Source organism: Catellatospora sp. NPDC049133 (assembly GCF_040648455.1).
Classification (GTDB): Bacteria; Actinomycetota; Actinomycetes; order Mycobacteriales; family Micromonosporaceae; genus Catellatospora; species Catellatospora aurea.
Map to the genome: position 1 here is coordinate 60817 of NZ_JBEZDT010000041.1, position 18873 is coordinate 79689.

The window sequence follows — 18873 nt, forward strand, 5'->3', positions numbered from 1 at the left end:
GAGATCCTCGACGACCCCGATGATGCTGTCAGCCTTTGGTAGGCCTGCGCCGGAGCTCGGTCTGAGCGGGGCGGCGGAAGATGCCGTACCACCAGGTGGTGGCCAGCTCCCGGGCGGCCGCGGCGTCACCGCTGCCGTCGTCGGTGGTGACATGGTGCAGCAGGAAGCGGTCGCCGCCGTCGATCATGAGATGGGTGGCGACCGCCGGATCGATGTCGGCCGGGGTACGCCCGGCGGCCTGCTCGGCGGCGATGAGCTGCCGGGTGTTGTCACGGAACGCCTCGAGCCTGCCGTCCCAGAAGTCGCGCACAGCCGGGTCGTACGCCGAGGTCTCCTGCACCGCGGTCAGCAGCGCGGCGTTGGCCCGGTAGGTGGCGATGACCTCGGTGAACGTCGCGGTGAGTGCGTCGACGCCGGCTTCGGGCCGCCAGGCGGCGGTGATGTCGAAAGAGGTCTGGCTCATCGAGGCGGCCAGCCGCAGCAGCAGCTGGGTCTTGTCGGCGAAGTAGAGGTAGAACGTCGAGCGGGCCACCCCGGATTCGGCGGCGATGCGCTGCACGCCGAGTTCGGTGTATCCGGCGCCCTCGGCGAGCAGGCGTGCGACCGTGTCGAGGATCTGGGTCTCGACTCCGCCGCGGCGGTCGGCCGCGTCGGAGCGGCGCCTGGTGATGGACGGCATAGCTGGATCTTAGGCGAGGTGGCGTGCGGCGCGGGACGCGCTACGCTGATTGTCGGACACAGTGTCCGACGAAGTGTCTTACGATCGTGACCTCTCGCGATCACGAAAGGGAATGCCGTGAAATACCGCCTGCTGGGCCGCACCGGAGTCTGGGTCTCGGAGATCTCTCTGGGCACGATGACCTTCGGTGGCGCCGACCACCCCGTCTACGGCCCGCTCGGCGGGCTGGGGCGGGCCGAGGTCGACCGGATCGTGGGAACCGCGCTCGACGCCGGGATCAACTTCATCGACACCGCCGACGTCTACGCCGACGGCGAGAGCGAGCAGCTGCTCGGGCAGGCACTGGGCGCTCGGCGCGACGAGGTCGTGCTGGCCACGAAGGTGCACGCGCCGACCGGGCCCGGGCCCAACGACGCGGGCTGGTCGCGGCTGCACGTGATGCGGGCGCTGGAGGCCAGCCTGCGCCGCCTGGGCACCGATCACATCGACCTCTATCAGCTGCACAACTTCGACCCGCTGACCCCGTTCGAGGAGGTGCTGGCGGCGCTCGGCGACGCCGTACGCCAGGGCAAGGTCCGCTACATCGGGTGCGCGAACCTCGCGGCCTGGCAGATCAGCCGGGCACTGGGCGTGTCGGCGCGGCACGGACTGCCCGCGTTCGCCGCGGTGCAGGCCTACTACTCCCTGGTCGGCCGTGACGCCGAGCACGAGCTGGTGCCGATGGCCCAGGCCGAAGGGATCGGGCTGACCGTATGGAGCCCGCTGGCAGGCGGTTTCCTCAGCGGCAAGCTGCACCGCGACGGCGCGGCCGAGCCCGGCACCAGGCGCGCCACGGCCGACTACCCGGACTTCCCGCCGGTGGACCGTGAGCACGGCCACGACGTGTTGGACGTCCTGCGTGTCGTCGCCGCCCGCCACGGCGTCAGCGTGGCCCGCGTGGCGCTGGCGTGGCTGTTGGCACAACCAGCGGTGACCAGCGTCATTGTGGGTGCCCGGCGGGTCGAGCAGCTCGTCGACAACGCCGCGGCCAGCGGCCTGGTCCTAACCGAGCAGGATCTCGCCGACCTGAACCGGGTGTCGGCACCGCCGGCGCTGTATCCGGGCTGGATCCAGCAGATGTTCGCCGGTGCTCGGCAACCTGCCAGCTGAGCCCGCCGAGTCGTTCAGCGCTGAGTTTCACACGGCCCAGGTTGGCCACGCAGTGGTCAACCTGGGCCTTAGATTGTCGGCGGCCGGTCGGTGGTCGTGTCGCCCTGGAATGCGTCGGTACGGGGTGCAGGTGGTGGCCCAGATCGGTGCTGGCGACTACACCTTGCGCGCTTTTGTCGGCAGCCAGCGCTGCAGGGCATGTCCGGAAGAGGGCGGCAAAGGACACCGCGACCCCGGAGATTGCCGCGGCGGTGTCGCGCAGCGGCGCGCTGACGGCTGTAGTAGTCGGTTCTCATCTCGGGGGCATGGCGACCTGTTCGCACCTGAGGCGTCAGACCTGGTCGCCTGCGCTAGGAGAAACCGCACTCTGGCCCGGATCGGGGACAGGTGCCCGCGCAGAGTAGTGAGGAAGTCGCGAACGTCGCTGCGATTGTCCATGGCTTCGACGGAGCGGCGCAGACTGCGGCTGCCTCGAGGTACTGGACCTACCGGGCTGGGGTGTCACTGCCCGTCGGCCGGTTTCGGGTTTTGTGACCGTCGGCTTGGGGCGTTTCCTCGAGGACGCTACCGACGGCCAGGCAGGGATCCGTGCCGGGAGACATGCTGGCGATGGCCTCGGCGGCGTTTTCTGCGGCATCCCGGAACACCGCCCGCTGGTCCTGCGGCAGGCCGCGCAGCACGTGGTCTTCGGCGTGTGCGACGCGCTGTTCGGCTGCGGCCAGTACTTGTCGTCCGCGCTCGGTGGCCACGATCCGCCGGGCGCGCCGGTCGCGCGGGTCGAGCTGCCGCTCGATCAGCCCCGCATTTTCGAGGTCGTCGATCACGTACGTCAGGACGCTACGGTCGATCACCAGCCGGCTTGCCAGAGCGCCTTGGGTGGGTACGTCCTCGTGCACGACGACGGCCAGGATGTGGTAGCCCCGGCTGCCGTGCGGGAGATCTTTCAGTTCCTCTTCGACGTATTCTTGCCAGCGGCGCAGCACCATTCCGAGCGACCACCCGAAGTTCACGCCCCGCTGACGGTCGCCCGGCTGCACGGATACGTTCGTGTCAGCGGACATGTAACCAACGTACCAGCTGTTGTGTTGATCGAGAAATCGATTGGTTCGGCAAAAGATGTGCGCGGCGTCGTGTGTCTGTTCAGTACGAGCCATTTCGCGGGATGGTTCCGAAGGCGCCGTTGCGAAAGGCGCGGTGGGCCTGCTCGATCTCGGCTCGGGTGTTCATGACGAATGGTCCGGCGGCGACGACCGGCTCTCCGATCGGCCGTCCGGAGAACAGCAGGATCTTGACGGGTTGTTCGGCGTCGGGATTCGAGAAGTCGAGCGTGGTCGGCTCGTCAAGCCCTGCGACTGGGTCGGACCAGGCGATCTGGCCGGTGCGCACGGGTCGGCCGTCGATGGTGGTGCGACCGGAGACGACGTAGGCAAAAGCGCGCTCGTCGGCGGGAAGCACCTGCTGGTACGCGATCTTCGGGTCGAGGGTGAGCAGCAGACCGAGCACCGGCCAGTGGTTGCGTGCGGGGCCGGTGACGGTGCCGTCGTGGCCGGAGATCACCTGGGCGGTCACGCCCGGTCGTGTGTGTACCGCGTGGTTGTCGGCGCGTAGGTCCTGGTAGCGGCTGGGGGTCAGCTTGCGGGCGGCGGGCAGGTTGAGCCATAGCTGGATGATGTGGGCGTACTCGTGCCGGGCGGCGACCTCGCGGTGGATGATGCCGTGGCCGGCCGTCATCCACTGCACGTCACCGGGTTCGAGTAACCCGGCGTTGCCTTTGCTGTCGCCGTGTTCGAGCAGTCCGTCCAGGACGAGAGTGACGGTTTCCATGCCCCGGTGCGGATGCCAGTCGAATCCGGGCCTGCTGAACTTCTCCTCGCCCATGATCAGGAACGGGTCGGTCAGCGCGGGTCGGTTCGGCGTGATGATGATCATCCTGTCGTCGGACTGCGCGTTGGGGCCGATGGCGATGCGGTCGCGGACGCGATCGACGCGCCTGGCGGTCTGCGGGGTGTGGTCGGTCATCGTCGTTGCCTATCTGTCCGTTGGGTAATTGCGGGTGAGTCTGTTGCTGGCGTTGAGGGATCTGCCAACTTTGTTTAACGAGTCCGCGATCTGAGTCATGGGGAAGATTCAGATCGCGGACTCGAGGCCTGCGTGGGGTGACATCGAAGCAGGTCGACGGGCTGAGTTCAGTGATTTGCCCTCCTTGTGTCGAGCCTGAGCGCCTGCGTCAGCCAACCGTGGTCGGACGGACGGCGGTGTCGGCCGCGGGTGCGCCGACGGCGCGTGGCTTGAGCGATGGCGTTGATGAAAGCGTCTTTTGCGTGCTTCATGGGCTGGCTCCCCGACATGGTGTCGGACGGTGTGTCCGACTGAGTGTCCGAAGCTAGCATTGTTTGCTTGAGCAGGCCATACTTGCGGACACAGGCGGCACGTGATTGATGTCAATCGCGGTATGGGAATCAGCGCACGGTGTTTCCTCGTAGGCATCGAGGACTGCGAGAGCGCTGGGTCACCCGTTGGCTCGGGTGACAGGTTCATGGCCTGGCGGGTCTTGTAGGGCGGCGGAAGATGCCGTACCACCAGGTGGTGGCGAGTTGCCAGGCTGCTGTGTCGTCGGCGGTGCTGTCGGTGCCGCCGACGTGGCGCAGCAGGAACCCGTCGCCGCCGTCGACCATGATCCGGGCGGCCGCGTCGGGGTCGATGCCGGGCGGGGTTCGGTTCGCCTTCTGTTCGGAGGCGATGAGCTTTCGGGCGTTGTCGCGGAACGGTTCGAGTCGGGTGTTCCAGAACTCCCGGATCGACCGGTCATAGACCGAAGCCTCATGGATTGCGGCGAGCAGCGCCGACTGGGCGCGGTAGTTGGCGACGACGTCGGCGAAGGTGCCGGCCAGACGTTCGAGTCCGTTGCCGGGGTGCCAGGTGGAGGCGATGTCGAACGACGTCGCGTTCAAGCTGTCCGCCAGGCGGATCAACAGCTCTGTCTTGTCGGCGAAGTACAGGTAGAACGTCGAGCGGGCGATGCCGGCCTGAGAGGCGATGTGCTGCACACCGAGCGCTGTGAAGGAGGTGCCTTCGGCGAGCAGTCGACTGGCGGTGTCGAGGATCTGTTCCTCGACTGCCCGGCGGCGTTCGGTGGAGCCGGACCTGGAGCGGGTGATGGACGGCATGCGGTGACCTCAGATTCTGCGACGTGGCTGATCGGGCGTCCCGCCACGTGTCTGCCACGGCGTCCGGACTGGTCCGCTGATGCGGCCTGCGGGGTCCGCTGTCGGGCTTCATGCCACGACAGCGGACCCGCTTTGTGTCGCCTTCGGAAGCGACGTTGTCAGAGTCCAGCGGGCAGCCGCGTGCGGCCGCCGCCGCTGGAACCGGTGCCCCGAAGCACCCTTGGAGGTGGCCCGGCGGTCAGGCGGTGGTGACGGCGCGTGGCTCGAGGTAGCCCGCGAGTCCGTAAGCACCGTGCTCGCGGCCGATGCCGGACTGTTTGACACCGCCGAAGGGGGCGGCGTTGTCGCCGAACACGCGATTGATCAGAACGGTGCCTGCTTCGATCTGCCGGGCCACCCGCTGGGCACGATCGTGGTCGGTGGAGAAGACATAGGCTTGCAGACCGTATGGGGTGTCGTTGGCGATGCTGATGGCCTCCTGCTCGTCGTGGTATCCGATGACGACCAGGACGGGTCCGAAGATCTCCTCGCGGGCGATGCGCATCTGGTTGGTGACGCCGGTGAAGACGGTGGGCTTGACGAACCATCCCGCTGTCAGGTCGTCGGGTCGGCCCTCGCCGCCGGTGAGCAGGGTCGCGCCTTCCTCCTGACCGAGGCGGATGTAGCTCTGCACGCGGTCGAACTGCTTCTGGTTGACCAAGGGGCCGATAGCGGTGGACGCATCGGAGGGGTCGCCTACCTGCAGCGTGGCCACGGTGGTCTTGATCGCTTCGACCACCTCGTCGTGCCTGCTGTGCGGGGCGAGGATGCGGGTGCCGGCGAAGCAGGCCTGGCCATTGTTCATGAATCCGACGGTCAGCGCGGCGGCGATCGCGGCGGGGATGTCGGCGTCGTCGAGCACGATACTGGGGCTCTTGCCGCCGAGTTCGAGCGTCAGGCGTTTCATGGTCGCGGCGGCGTTGCGCATGATGTGCTGCCCCACTGCCGTGGAGCCGGTGAATCCGACCTTCGCGACGTCGGGGTGGGTGGTCAGGACCTCACCGACGACGTCGCCGCGCCCGGTGACGATGTTGACCACGCCGGGCGGGATGCCGGCGGCGTCGAAGCACTCGGTCATGACCTGGGTCTGGATGGCGCTGAGCTCGCTGGGTTTGACGACGACGGTGCAACCGGCGGCGAGAGCGCTGGCAACCTTCTGTGCCACGAACACGATGCTGTAGTTCCACGGGGTGATCGCCGCGGTCACGCCGACCGGTTCCAGGGTCACGGTGGTCTTGCCGTCAGACTTGCTGAACTCGAACGTGTCGAGAACGTCTGCGGCTTCGTCGAACATCTCCGCAGCTCGGGGCATGCCGGCCTCGACGAGATTCCAGGTCGCGCCGTACTCCTCGATCATGGCTTTTCTCAGCTCGTCCAGGTGATCGGTGAGCGCGGCGCTCACTCGGCGCAGGATGGCCTGGCGTTCCTGCCGGGTGGTCTTGGCGAAGGAGGGGAAGGCGCGCTTGGCCGCGGCGACCGCTGCCCGGGCGTCGGTCTCGTCGCCCAGGCGTACCTGACCGATGACCTGCTCGGTAGTGGGGTTGTGCAGGGGCGTCACCTCGGTTCCGTGGGGTGTGACGAACTTTCCGTCAATGTAGATCTTGTCGATGGTGCGCACGTTTGGTGCTCCGTTTCGTTCGTTCGTGGCCGTCACTGCGTAGTTGAGGTGGCGGTCTGATGCATTGGGTGGTGCCGTCACAGGCAATCCCGTTGCCTCACAATAAGTCTGTATCAAATATGAGTTGCAGTTCAACACATGTTGTGATCAACACAATTTGTGCCGGGCGGGAGATTCTCAGCGCTCTCGGTGTTGGGCCGATCGGGCTGGTAGCCGGACCGCGACGACGATGGCAGCGACGCCTGCCAGTGCCAGCGCGGCGAAACTGTAGGTGTATCCCGATTCGGCAGGCAGGCCGTCGGCCGCGCTGTGGGAGCCGAGGATCGCTGTCATCGCCGCGACGCCCAGCGAGCCGCCGACGGTGCGCAGGTTCGCGGTCACGCCGTTGGCGACACCGGTCTGCTCGGGCCGGACCGCGGCCACGATGACGTTCGACATGGTCGAGAATCCGATGCCGATCGCGATGCCGAGCAGCACCAGCGACGCCAGTACCTGCCATCGGCTGTCGTGCCCGAACGCGAGCATCGCCATCGCGGCGACGTTGATCGCTGACGCCGCGACCAGTACGGCCCGGGCCCCGAGCCGGTGTTCCAGAGGCGATGCGACCAGCCCGGCACCGAACATGGTGATGGTCATCGGCGCCAGAAGCAGACCCGCCTGCGTCACGGAGACGCCGAAGCCGTAGCCGGCACTGGGCGGGGTCTGCAGAAATACGGGCAGGAAAGTCATGACGGCGAACAGTCCGATTCCGAACAGCAGCGAGACGATGTTGGTAGTCCAGACGGCGGTGTCCCGCATCATCGTCATGTCGACCAGCGGTCGGGCCGAGCGGCTCTCCAGCCGGACCCATATGCAGGCCAGCAGGGCCGCGGCCGTAAGCGGGACCAGCACTGCCGCGGAGGTCCAACCCCACCTGCTCGCCTGGGACAGCGGCACGAGCAGGGCGACCAGCCATGTCGCGAGCAGGAGGGTGGCCGACCAGCTGACCGGAACGGGATTGCGTGATCGCGACGGCGGCACGGCCGTGACCGCCGCGGCAGCGGTGGCCAGTGCCAGTGCCGCGGGGATCCAGAACAGCGACCGGATACCGAACAGTTCGGTCAGCGGCCCGGCCAGCACGATGCCGGCCCCGCCGCCCACGGCGGTCAGCGCCGAGGCAGTGCCGATTGCGGCTGGCACCTTCGACGGCGCGATCTCGTCGCGGATGATGCCGAACACCAAGGGCAGCACGCCACCGCCGACGCCCTGCACGACACGGCCGACGATCATCAGGCCGATGCCGGGCGCCAGAGCGGAGATCACCGAACCCACGGCCAGGGCGAGCAGCGAGGCGACCAGGACGCGGTCCTTGCCGTGGCGGTCGCCGAGGCGACCGAGTACGGGGGTGGCGACAGAGGCCGACAGCAGGAACGCGGTCATGGTCCACGCGACCAGGGTCGGCGTCGTCTGCAGGTTCTCCTGCAGTGCAGGCAGGACCGGGTTGAGCAGCGACTGGAACAGTGCGAACGCAAAAGCGGCCAGCATGACGACCGACAGCACGGCTCGTGGGTTCGGGGGACGGGTTGCCAGATGTGAAGCCATAGGGGCCTACCAGGTTGTGCAGTCGAAGGACCGGGCCGCGCGTATGCAGGACCAGCCCGGGGCGGAAGAATGCAGCGGCTCGTGCCCGCGTTGCGGCGGGCACGAGCCGCGGTCATCCAAGGGTTGTGCGCTCGTGCGCTATGGGCGTAGTGGGCCGGCGGGCTCAGGCGATGTAGGCCGGGCCGCCGCTGCCCTCGGTCTGGTAGCCGTGGTGAGTGCGCTCGGTGCGGGTGGTCTCCACGACGGTCCAGGCGTGGTACTTGGTCCACACCGTTGCGCCGGCCAGCCGCTCAGGCCAGGTCTGGCCGTTGGACGTGGTCTTGGTGAGCGTCTTCTCGGTGACGTAGTTGGCCATCGAGTTGAGCCAGTTCTCGGCGCCGACCATCTGGTTCTCCCGGCCGAGCCCGACGACGAAGCCCTGCAGGGCGTCGGCGTTGCTCATTTCCCACAGCGCCTCCTGGGAGTAGTTGAGCACGTCGTGCCAGTACTCCCGGACGATCTCCACGTCCTGGCGGGTGCCCCAGCGGGAGATGTGACCGCCGATCAGCGCCTTGAAGTCGTAGGCCAGGATGTCGTCGTGGGCCTGGTAGTACCCGCTGATGTTCTCCGACACGTCGCAATGCGCGAACGCCACCGAACCCGGGCTCACGATGTCGATCTTCGTGAGGACCTTCTGCGCCGGGCCGTAGATGTAGATGTTGCCCGGGCAGTGGTCGGCACCCTTGTAGGACAGCTCCAGCTTGGTGCCGCCCACGTCGAGCGTGGCGTCGGTGCTGAACGTCTCGGTCGGCAGGGGGCGGTACTTGTCCGGGAACCGGGTCAGCAGCTCGCGGGTGATGTCATGCGCGACGATCTTAACGTCGGGCCCGAACTGCGACGCCGCACCGATGTGATCGGAATGCCAGTGGCTGTACACCAGGTGCGTCACCGGCTCCCTGGTCACTGACCGGATCGCCGACTGCAGGTTCTCGCCGAGCCCGGGAGGGGCGTCGATGACGATCACGCCGTCACCGGTGACCACGAATCCCGCGTCGTAGCCGGCGGGACTGGTGACCCAGTAGAAGTTGCCGCCGTCGCCGACGTTCTCGGCGTGGTAGCCCTTGGCGTAGAACGACGGGTCGTCGAGGTACTCGGGCATGAACTGCTTCGGCGACGGAGCGTTGCCCTCCGTCACGGCCTTCTGGAAGCCCCACTTGCTCGGGTAGAAGTCGCCGTACTTGCTTGCCATCGTGCCTTCTTCCGGCGTGGTGGAGTGCGCGTCACGCGGACCGGGCCCAGCCCGCATATATGCGTCCCCACAAATAATTTGGTCAACAATCAAACTAGGCAGCAAACGTTATGAACCACAACCGATTGTGGAACACGGCACATCTGGGGGCGCGGGGTTTGCTGCCACTCCGAGCAGATCTACCATGGACACTATGTCGGACAGCATGTCCGACCACTCTAGCTGCGAAAACGTGGCATGGCCACGCGGCCTGCGTGGACCACCCAGGCGGGCCCGAGAGTCTCACGCGGTGTCGGCGATTAAGTTGTACAGCATACGAGTTGGTGGCAAGATATTTTGATCGTTAGCCTTGTTCGATCGCAGGCAACTGACATGAGGAGACGGGCGATGCCCGATTACGGACATGAACTGCTCTTCGGTGCATTCATCACGCCTGGCGCCGACGACCCGGACCGGGTCGTCGCGCTGGCGGAGCTGACCGAAGCGGCCGGCCTCGACCTGGCGACATTCCAGGACCACCCCTATAACCCGGGCTTCCTCGACACCTGGACACTGCTGAGCTGGGTCGCCGCCCGTACGCAGCGACTGCGGGTGTCGGCCAACGTCTTGAACCTGCCGCTGCGCCCGCCTGCGGTACTAGCCCGCGCGACGGCCAGCCTCGACCTGCTCTCTCAGGGCAGGTTCGAACTCGGCCTAGGCGCCGGCGCGATGTGGGACGGCATCGAGGGCATGGCCGGCCGCCGGCTCACCCCAGGCCAAGCGGTCGTCGCGCTGCGGGAGGCCATCGACATCCTCCGCCAGGCCTGGGACACCGCAACCCGCGCACCCCTGCGATACGACGGCAAGCACTATCAGGTCCCGGGAATGCGGCGCGGCCCCGCACCCGCCCACGACATCGGCATCTGGCTCGGCGCCTACAAACCCCGCATGCTCGAACTGACCGGCGCCGTGGCTGACGGCTGGCTGCCGACTCTCGAATACCTCAACGAACCCGACCGAGTCACCGCGAACCGGCTCATCGACGAGGGCGCGGACAAGGCCGGGCGCAACCCGGGCCAGATCCGGCGGCTGCTCAACCTGTTCCAGGTCGACATCTCCGCCGCCAGTCGCGGCTTCCTGCAGGGACCCGCCGCCCAGTGGGTCGAGCAGTTGCTGCCCATGGTGCTCGACGAAGGCTTCAGCACCTTCATCGTCGGCCGCGACGACCCCCGCCTGATCCAGGCCTTCGGCCACGAAGTCGCCCCGGCGCTGCGCGAGGCCGTGGCAGCCGAGCGCAGATCGGCCGGCACCCCCACCGGCCCGGCCCGGTCGGCGATCGTGCTGGCCGGACGGCTGCCCGGACTCGACTACGAGGCCCTGCCGGCGGCGCTGGCCGCCCACGCCGTCGAGCCCGGCGACAAGGACTACGAGCGGGTACGGCACAGCTACATCCGCCGCGGCTCACCCGCGCTCGTACTGCGACCGGGTACGGCCGCCGAGGTCGCCGAAGCCGTCCGCTACGTGCGCGGGCAGGGCGTGACGCTGTCGGTGCGCAGTGGCGGGCACGGCGTCAGCGGCCGGTCCACCAACGACGGCGGCGTCATCATCGACCTGTCCCGCATGAACCGGGTACAGGTGCTCGACCGCCCCCGCAAGCTCATCCGCCTGGAACCGGGCGCGCGCTGGGGCGAGGTCGCCGTCGCGCTGGCGCCGCACGGGCTGGCGATGAGCTCCGGCGACTATGGCGATGTCGGCGTCGGCGGGCTGGGCACCACCGCCGGCGTCGGCTACCTCGCCCGCAAGTACGGACTGACCATCGACCACGTCGTGGCGGCCGAGATCGTGACCGCCGACGGAGCCATCCTGCGCACCGACGCGACCCAACACCCGGACCTGTTCTGGGCGATCCGCGGCGCGGGCGGCAACTTCGGCGTCGTCACGGCCCTGGAACTGCAGGCCTACGAACTCGGCGACGTCGTCTACGCCCAACTCGCCGTCGATGCGAAGGACATGTCCGCGATGCTGCAGCGCTGGGGCAGCACAGTGGAGGCGGCCCCACGCGAGTTGACCAGCTTCATGTCGGTCTTCGCGAGTCCACGCGGTCCGATGGCCCGCATCACGCTGGTGTATGCCGGCGACGACGTCGAGGCGGCGCAGGCCGCGCTGACGCCGTTCCTGGACATCGGCCGGATCATCGACCAGCAGGCTCACCTCGCGCCCTATGCCGCGCTGGTCGCCCCGCCCCACAACCGCCATCACGGGCAGGGGCTGGAGGACACACGCAGCGGCCTGCTCCATCACATCACCGCCGAGGCTGCCGCCAGCATGCACGCGATGATGCACTCCGGCGACGTATCGGTGATGCAGATCCGCACCGTCGGCGGCGCCGTCAACGACATCGCCGGCGACGCCACCGCTTATGCGCACCGCACCCAGAACTTCTCCGTGCTCGCCGCGACAGGACCCGCGAACGTGGCGCAACTCGACAAGCACTGGGAGGACCTGTCCTTGCACCTGGACGGCATGTACCTCAGTTTCGAGACGCGCACCGACGCACGGCTGCTACATGACGCGTTCCCGGAGCCCACGCTGAGCCGTCTGCGCGCCATCAAGGCCAAGTACGACCCGGACAACGTCTTCAACCGCAACTTCCCGATCCCGCCCGCTGAGGGAAACACAGCTATCTGACCAAGGCATGCTGTCGCACACATTAGTTGTCGAGCAGAACATTTTAAGCATTTTATGCACGGCAACGAACTGGTCCGCCGAGCGAGATCGCAAATCCATTGTCAACCGAACGACACCGCGCTGATCTGAGGCACACCGCACGCCGACCTCACCCCACCAGAAATCACCAGAAAGAAAGGGCCGCCATGCGCACACGAGCCGCTGTAGCCCAGGGACCCGACAAGCCGTTCACCTTCACCGATTTCGACATCGATGAACCCCGCGACGACGAAGTGCTCGTCCGGATCGTCGCCACCGGGATCTGCCAGACTGACGCGCACGTACGCAACGGACACATCCCCTCACCGCAGCCGATTGTGCTGGGACACGAAGGAGCCGGGGTCGTCGAGCGGGTCGGTCCGGCTGTCGCCGACCTACGGCCCGGCGACCACGTGGTGCTGTCATACCAGTCATGCGGGAGCTGCGACCGGTGCAGTACCGGGCACCCGTCGTACTGCGACCAGGCCTGGCAGGCCAACTTCGCCGGCACCCGGCTCGATGGCACCGTGGGGCTGCACCGCCCCGAAGGCACCGACAGCGAAAAGGTCTTCGGCCACTTCTTCGGCCAGTCCTCATTCGCCACATACGCGCTGACCACCGAGCGCAACACCGTCAAGGTCGACAAGGACCTGCCGCTGGAACTGCTCGGCCCGCTCGGCTGCGGCCTGCAGACCGGTGCCGGAGCCGTGCTCAACTCCTTCGCCATGCCTGCCGGCGAGACCATCGCGATCCTCGGTGTCGGAGCCGTCGGACTCGGCGCTGTGATGGCCGCCAACCTCGCCGCAGCGGCGACGATCATCGCGGTCGACGTCAACGACCAGCGGCTTGCCCTGGCAGCCGAACTCGGCGCCACCCACACCCTCAACGCCGGCGGCCTCGACGTGACCAAGGCCATCCAGGAAATCACCGTGGCAGGCGTCGCCTACATCCTGGACACCACCGGCCGCGCCGACATGATCGCCAACACGGTCGCCGCCCTACGGCCGATGGGCCAGGCCGGACTCGTCGCGGGAGGGCGCGACGCCATGATCCCCGCCGCGCCGCTCGCGCTGGGAAAGTCGGTGCGCGGCATCGTCCAGGGCGACGCGCTGCCGCATCAGTTCATCCCCCGGCTCATCGAGCACTACCGTGCGGGCCGCCTCCCCATCGAGCGACTGGTCCGCTTCTACGACTTCGACGACATCGACGAGGCCTTCGCCGCGGCTGCGCGCGGTGAGGTCATCAAGCCCGTCCTGCGGATCTCGAACCATGCGCAGCAAGCAGCCTGACCCGACCAACGCATCCCATCAACCTGCCTGGTCAGAGCCGCAGGCCTGTGCGGCCGGCGAGGGGTCTGACCGCACCGGCCTGGAGCCGCCACCCGCATCCGGTGGTTCCGTTTACGACCGGTCGACGCTGCTGCGGGAGATCACACCCGAGTCGGTCGACGCGGTTGTCGGGCTCGCGGGCCCGGACACCGACAGCCCAATGGTGCTGCTGGAGATCCGGCACCTCGGGGGAGCCCTGGACCGTCGGCCCGAGTCGGGAAACGCGTTCGACACCCGCGGCTCGGCGTACCTGCTCTACGGAGTCGCCTTCGGCAGCCCCGACCAGGCCGAGATGTTCGGCCGTCACCTCGACGGCCTGATCTCGGCGCTGCAGCCATGGAGCAGTGGCCGGCGCTTCGTGAACTTCTTCAGCGCGGCCGACGCCGATGCCGTACCGGCCGGGTACCGCCCGGAGACCTTCCGGCGGCTGGTCGAACTCAAGAAGACGTACGACCCTCAGAACCTCTTCCGGCTCAACCACAACATCGCCCCCGTCTGACGCCGCGCCCAGCCAGGACACAGCGGCGCCCGGCGCTGGCAAACAGGCCGATGTCTGGGCTCAGACCTCGTGGAGTCGGAGCCCAGACAGCGGCCATTCGGGCATCACTACTCGCGGGGCTGCACCCGGTTCCACAGGTCGTTGAACGCGATGCTGTCGAACATCGCGGTGCCGTCGACGACCTTGCCGTCCTTCATCTTCAGGAACCACGCGTAGGTGTTCTCGTATGGCTTGCCGTCGTTGGCCGTGCCGCGCCCGTCCCAGAGCACGACCACGTCGTTGCCGTCGCAGATCACTGCCTGGACTCGGACCGGCCGGAACGGTTCGGTGGTGCTCATGCGCGCACCGAACGGGGCGAGCACCTTGTCGATGAACTCCTGCCGGCTGCCGAACTCCTGCGACACCAGCGTCTGTCCCTCGATCCGCCAGGTCATCTCCGGCGCGAAAACGTCGGTGATCGGCGCGGTCCCGCGCTGCCAGGCGTCGAAAGCAGCCGCGACCGCGGCGCGGTCCGTCTCGACGCAGGCGGCCCGCGCTGTCTGGGACGGCGGCGCCGCGCTGGCTGCCGCCGGGCCCGCGATGACCACCATCGAGAAGACGATCGCACTGCCCAGGTGGTGGTGAGGTTTCATGGCTGGCCCCTGACACCGTGGGTCGGCTCGCCGTGCCGGAGCGTCGCATCGGCTCTTCGCACCAGGAGATTCTAAATCCAGGCCCTTCGGCTCGGAGTCGGTTCTCCTGGTCCGCTGCAAGCAGCGTTGCGGTCAGGCCCCGATGGCCGCGTGCTGGGCCTGCGGGGCGTTGGCAGCCTGCGGCCGACGCGGCATCGCGGTGGTCACCGCGAACGCGGCGAGCCCGGCGACGGCCAGCATGGCGAATCCGTAGGTGTAGCCGGCCTCGGCGGACGTGCCGTCGGCGGCCTGCTGGGCGCTGACGACCGCTGCCATCAGCGCGATGCCGATGGACCCGCCGATGGTGGCGAAGTTGGCGGTGATGCCGTTGGCCACGCCGGTCTGGTCGGGGCGGACCGTGGCGACGATGACGTTGGACATGGTCGAGAACCCGGCGCCCAGCGCGACTCCCAGCAGCGTGACCGCCAGGTAGATCTGCCAGCGGTGTTCGTGGCCGAAGGCCAGCAGCACGCAGGCAGCCACATACAGCGTGCAGGCGCCCATGAGCGTGGTCCGGGAGCCGAGATACCGGGTCAGCTGCGTGGAGGCGAGCCCGGCCAGCAGGGTCGTGACGCTCATCGGCAGCAGCATGAGTCCTGCCTGCGTGACGCCGGCACCGAAACCGTAGCCGGCCGCTGTCGGTGTCTGCACGAACGTGGGCAGGAAGGCGGTGACGGCGAACAGGCCGAAGCCGAACAGCAGCGAGACGAGGTTGGTGGTCCAGACCGCGGGAATGCGCATCATGCGCATGTCGACAAGTGGCCGCGCCGAGCGTGACTCGGCCGCTACCCATGCACAGGCCAGTGCCGTCGCGGCGACGAGGGGCGTGATCACAGCGGGGGAGGACCAGCCCCACCGGGAGGCCTGGGTCAGCGGGACGAGGAGCGCGATCAGCCAGGCCGCGAGCAGTGCGGTCGTGAGCCAGCTGACGGGTCGGGAGTCGCGGGCCGGTGACCGTGGGACGACAACGCCGGCGAGTGCGGCGGTTGCGGCGGCCAGCAGGGCGGGGATCCAGAACAATGACCGGACGCCGAAGGCTACGGACAGCGGCCCGGCCAGTACGACGCCGACCCCGCCGCCTACCCCGCCGACGGCCGCGGCGAGGCTGACGGCACCGGGCAGCTGCCGTGGTGAGAACGCGTCACGCAGGACACCGTAGGTCAGCGGCAGGACTGCGCCACAGATGCCCTGGATGATACGGCCGAGGATCATGACTTCTACGTCCGTAGCCACCGCGCAGACCCCCGAGCCCACGGCCAGCGCGATCAGCGAGGCGATTACGGCACGGTCCTTGCCGTAGCGGTCGCCGAGGCGACCGGCGATGGGAGTGAACACCGACGCCGACAACAGGAAAGCCGTCATCACCCAGGTGATCATCGTTGGGGTGGTGTCCACGTCCTGCCGGAGCGTGGGCAGTACCGGGCCGATCAGTCCTTGAGACATGGTGAACGTCAGGACGGCGAGCAGCAGGACCGCCAGGATGGCCGTCGGGTTGGTGGTGCGAGGTGCCAGACGAGTCGGCATGTGAGGCCTACCAGTGATTGAGGAAGGTGACGCAGTCCGGTTCGGAGTTCGAACCACTGCGCCGGCACAAACACCGCAGGGGGCGGTGCGCGGCCAAGAGGGTCAGTTGTATGACCCAAAGTTTGGTCAACAAATATTTGTTCTGCAACACGATGTGGCTCGCGTCGCATGCCCTAAGGTGACTCATCACCTATCTGGGCAAGTTCTCTCGGACGAGAGAGATGAGTGTGCGGCGCGGTGTTCGTGGATTTAGCAGCCGATGCTCGCGTCGACAGCGATGCCCAAGGTGATGTGTCACCCACCACGAAGGGGTGACGTATCACCCTCGACCGCCCTACGCTGGCCCCACACCCGAAATCCGGGTCAAGGCATGCGAGAAAGGCAAGGCATCATGGGACGAATCTGGTTGATCACCGGCGCTGGGTCCGGGCTGGGGCGGGAGATCGCCCGGGCTGCACTGGGCGCGGGTGACACGGTGGTGCTGACCGACCGCCGCACCGACGGGGCCGAGGAGGTCGTCGCCGCGTACCCGGATCGAGCGCAGGCGCTGTCGCTGGACGTGACCGACCCGGCCCGCGTCGGCACGGTCGTGGACGAAGTGATCGCCCGGTACGGGCGCATCGACGTGCTGGTCAACAGCGCGGGCAGAGGCCACATCGGCGCGGTCGAGGAGACCACCGACGCCGAACTGCGCCCGCTGATGGAACTGCACCTGTTCGGTCCGGTGGCGCTCACCAAGGCGGTCCTGCCGCACATGCGCCGCCGGCGCAGCGGCGCCATCGTGCAGATCAGCAGCCTTGCCGGGCAGACCTCGGTGCCGGGCATGTCGGCGTACTCAGCGGGCAAGTACGCCCTCGAAGGACTGTCCGTGGCACTGGCGCAGGAGGTCGCCCCACTGGGCATCAAGGTCCTCATCGCCCAGCCCGGCGCGATGCGCACCAACTTCGCCGGCGCCGCCATCACCGAGTCGGCGCACATCGCCGACTACGACCCCACGGTGCGCGCACTGCGCGCCCACGTCGAAGAGGTCACCGGCCGACAGCCAGGCGACCCCGCCAAGATCGCCGCAGCGATCCTGACAGCGCTGGAGGCCGACGACACCCCGCTTCGACTGGCGCTGGGAAACAAGTCCCTGGACGACCTCAACGCCGCCGCCAAACGCACCCAGGACGAGCGGGTCACCTGGGAGTCCGTCAGCCGCGGCACCGATTTCAACGACTGAACCCACCGGACACCGCGCAGAAAGGGGCTCGCCATGGGGCGAGTAGAGGGAAAGACAGCCATCGTCACCGGCGGCGCCATGGGCATGGGCGCGGCCATCGTGCGACGCCTGGTCGCTGAAGGCGCGAAGGTGGTCATCGCAGACGTGGACAGCTCGGCAGCGCAAGTCCTGGCAGCCGAACTCGGCGCATGGGCCGTGGCAGAACTGCTGGACGTCCGCTCACCGCAGCAGTGGGCCGACGTCGTCAACCGCAGTGAACGGCGCTTCGGCGCCATCGACATCCTGGTCAACAACGCCGGGATCGCCGATCCGGCACCGCTGGAGGAATGGGACACCGCCCGGCTGCAGCGCACCCTGGACGTCAACCTGATCGGCGTGTTCAACGGCATCCAGGCCGTCATACCGGCGATGAGACGCGCCGGCGGCGGCTCGATCGTCAACGTCGGCTCGGTCGGCGGATTCCACGGCGTGCCGAGGATGTCCGGCTACGTCGTGTCCAAGTGGGGCGTGCGCGGCCTGACCAAGACCGCCGCCCTGGAACTGGGCGCCCACGGGATCCGCGTCAACGCGGTACATCCCGGACAGACCGAGACCCCGATGACCCGAGGCGTCGTCTTCGACACCGACAGCATCGCCCTGGGCCGCGTCGGCCAGCCGGCCGACATCGCCGAGGCCGTGCTGTTCCTCGCCGGCGACGACGCCAGATTCATCACCGGCAGCGAGCTCGCCGTCGACGGCGGCCAACTGGCAGGACAAGCCGACTACAGCGGCCTGCCGCAGTAGCCGGCGCGGCCGGCAGCCGAGGGGTAAGGCTGCCGGCCGGCACCCTGCGTCGTGCATCTGTGCGGCGGCCACCGCGCCGCCCCGCCCGCCCGCTGCGGCTGGGGCTGTGGCTCTGCTCGCGCAGCGCCAACGACGACCAGCGATGGACGGCCACGAAGGTAACGTCGTGACCATGGCCGAGCTCAAGCATATGAACGACCGTGAGCAGCGCGCCTGGTACGGCTTCCTGTCCATGCAAGAGGACATCCGCCGGCACATGAACCGGCAACTGCTCACCGCCACCGGCCTGTCGCTTGCCGACTACGCCGTGCTGAGCACCCTGGCCCAGACATCGGACGGCTCATTGCGCGTGTTCGCGCTCAGGGAACAACTGCGCTGGGAGAAGACCCGCCTCACCCACCAGGTTTCGCGCATGGCCGCCCGCGGGCTGCTCGAACGGCGCAGCTGCGCCGACGACATCCGGGGCAACCACATCGGACTCACACAGCAGGGCCTGACGGCCGTACGCGAGGCGACCCCGCTGCACCTTCGATACGTGCGCCGGATCTTTCTCGACGTGATCGGCGGACACCAGCTCGATGCGCTGGCTGCCGCCTCGGCGGCTGTCGTCCAGGTGCTGCATGGCGAACTGTCGACGGATCCACAACCGGCACACCTTCCGCGTGCCGCCGAGTTCAGATCCGCCCGACCTGCCGCATGA

At 67.9% G+C, this 18873-nt stretch carries 16 protein-coding genes; 7 read left to right on the forward strand and 9 right to left on the reverse strand.

The window, feature by feature from the left end; all coding sequences use genetic code 11:
- Positions 1-28 precede the first annotated feature (28 nt).
- Positions 29-679 (reverse strand): helix-turn-helix domain-containing protein, encoded by a 651-nt coding sequence (locus tag AB0B35_RS34775; protein ID WP_361053926.1) that lies wholly within the window; start codon positions 677-679, stop codon positions 29-31.
- Between the two features lie 117 nt (positions 680-796).
- Between AB0B35_RS34775 and AB0B35_RS34780 the strand changes: the two genes are divergently transcribed.
- Complete coding sequence (locus AB0B35_RS34780) at positions 797-1828, forward strand: aldo/keto reductase (RefSeq protein ID WP_361053929.1); 1032 nt, start codon at positions 797-799, stop codon at positions 1826-1828.
- A 485-nt stretch (positions 1829-2313) separates the two neighbouring features.
- Here AB0B35_RS34780 and AB0B35_RS34785 read toward each other — a convergent pair whose 3' ends face one another.
- The 6 genes from AB0B35_RS34785 to AB0B35_RS34810 all read right to left on the reverse strand — a co-directional run bounded on the left by AB0B35_RS34785 (position 2314) and on the right by AB0B35_RS34810 (position 9461).
- Positions 2314-2889 (reverse strand): MarR family transcriptional regulator, encoded by a 576-nt coding sequence (locus tag AB0B35_RS34785; RefSeq protein ID WP_361053932.1) that lies wholly within the window; start codon positions 2887-2889, stop codon positions 2314-2316.
- A 79-nt stretch (positions 2890-2968) separates the two neighbouring features.
- Positions 2969-3847: a pirin family protein gene (locus tag AB0B35_RS34790; protein WP_361053934.1), complete on the reverse strand. Its 879-nt coding sequence runs from the start codon at positions 3845-3847 to the stop codon at positions 2969-2971.
- A gap of 515 nt (positions 3848-4362) precedes the next feature.
- On the reverse strand, positions 4363-4995 hold the full coding sequence (locus tag AB0B35_RS34795; protein ID WP_361053936.1) for a TetR/AcrR family transcriptional regulator: 633 nt from the start codon (positions 4993-4995) through the stop codon (positions 4363-4365).
- Between the two features lie 238 nt (positions 4996-5233).
- On the reverse strand, positions 5234-6652 hold the full coding sequence (locus AB0B35_RS34800; RefSeq protein ID WP_361053939.1) for an aldehyde dehydrogenase family protein: 1419 nt from the start codon (positions 6650-6652) through the stop codon (positions 5234-5236).
- A 177-nt stretch (positions 6653-6829) separates the two neighbouring features.
- Positions 6830-8191 (reverse strand): MFS transporter, encoded by a 1362-nt coding sequence (locus tag AB0B35_RS34805; protein WP_361053941.1) that lies wholly within the window; start codon positions 8189-8191, stop codon positions 6830-6832.
- Positions 8192-8396: 205 nt separating this feature from the next.
- Entirely contained in the window at positions 8397-9461 is a 1065-nt protein-coding gene (locus AB0B35_RS34810; protein WP_360533919.1) for an MBL fold metallo-hydrolase, read from the reverse strand.
- A 387-nt stretch (positions 9462-9848) separates the two neighbouring features.
- Between AB0B35_RS34810 and AB0B35_RS34815 the strand changes: the two genes are divergently transcribed.
- The 3 genes from AB0B35_RS34815 (at position 9849) to AB0B35_RS34825 (ending at position 13973) form a co-directional block, all read left to right on the forward strand.
- Positions 9849-12128 carry an LLM class flavin-dependent oxidoreductase gene (locus tag AB0B35_RS34815; protein WP_361053944.1) on the forward strand — a complete coding sequence of 760 codons (2280 nt, stop codon included), beginning with the start codon at positions 9849-9851 and terminating at the stop codon, positions 12126-12128.
- Positions 12129-12313: 185 nt separating this feature from the next.
- Positions 12314-13435 (forward strand): NAD(P)-dependent alcohol dehydrogenase, encoded by a 1122-nt coding sequence (locus AB0B35_RS34820; protein WP_361053947.1) that lies wholly within the window; start codon positions 12314-12316, stop codon positions 13433-13435.
- Positions 13416-13973 (forward strand): BBE domain-containing protein, encoded by a 558-nt coding sequence (locus AB0B35_RS34825; protein WP_361053950.1) that lies wholly within the window; start codon positions 13416-13418, stop codon positions 13971-13973. The genes AB0B35_RS34820 and AB0B35_RS34825 overlap by 20 nt, the downstream gene beginning before the upstream one ends.
- 107 nt (positions 13974-14080) lie before the next feature.
- On the opposite strand, the gene AB0B35_RS34830 is transcribed toward AB0B35_RS34825, so the two are convergent.
- Together AB0B35_RS34830 and AB0B35_RS34835 are read right to left on the reverse strand one after the other, a co-directional pair.
- Positions 14081-14605: a nuclear transport factor 2 family protein gene (locus AB0B35_RS34830; protein WP_360533931.1), complete on the reverse strand. Its 525-nt coding sequence runs from the start codon at positions 14603-14605 to the stop codon at positions 14081-14083.
- A gap of 132 nt (positions 14606-14737) precedes the next feature.
- Complete coding sequence (locus AB0B35_RS34835; protein ID WP_361053953.1) at positions 14738-16168, reverse strand: MFS transporter; 1431 nt, start codon at positions 16166-16168, stop codon at positions 14738-14740.
- 391 nt (positions 16169-16559) lie between these two features.
- On the opposite strand from AB0B35_RS34835, the gene AB0B35_RS34840 reads away from it, so the two are divergent.
- The 3 genes from AB0B35_RS34840 (at position 16560) to AB0B35_RS34850 (ending at position 18873) form a co-directional block, all read left to right on the forward strand.
- Positions 16560-17390 carry an oxidoreductase gene (locus tag AB0B35_RS34840; RefSeq protein WP_360533937.1) on the forward strand — a complete coding sequence of 277 codons (831 nt, stop codon included), beginning with the start codon at positions 16560-16562 and terminating at the stop codon, positions 17388-17390.
- A 33-nt stretch (positions 17391-17423) separates the two neighbouring features.
- Positions 17424-18173 (forward strand): glucose 1-dehydrogenase, encoded by a 750-nt coding sequence (locus AB0B35_RS34845; protein ID WP_361053956.1) that lies wholly within the window; start codon positions 17424-17426, stop codon positions 18171-18173.
- Positions 18174-18345: 172 nt separating this feature from the next.
- Positions 18346-18873, forward strand: a complete 528-nt coding sequence (locus tag AB0B35_RS34850) for a MarR family winged helix-turn-helix transcriptional regulator (RefSeq protein WP_361053959.1) — start codon at positions 18346-18348, stop codon at positions 18871-18873.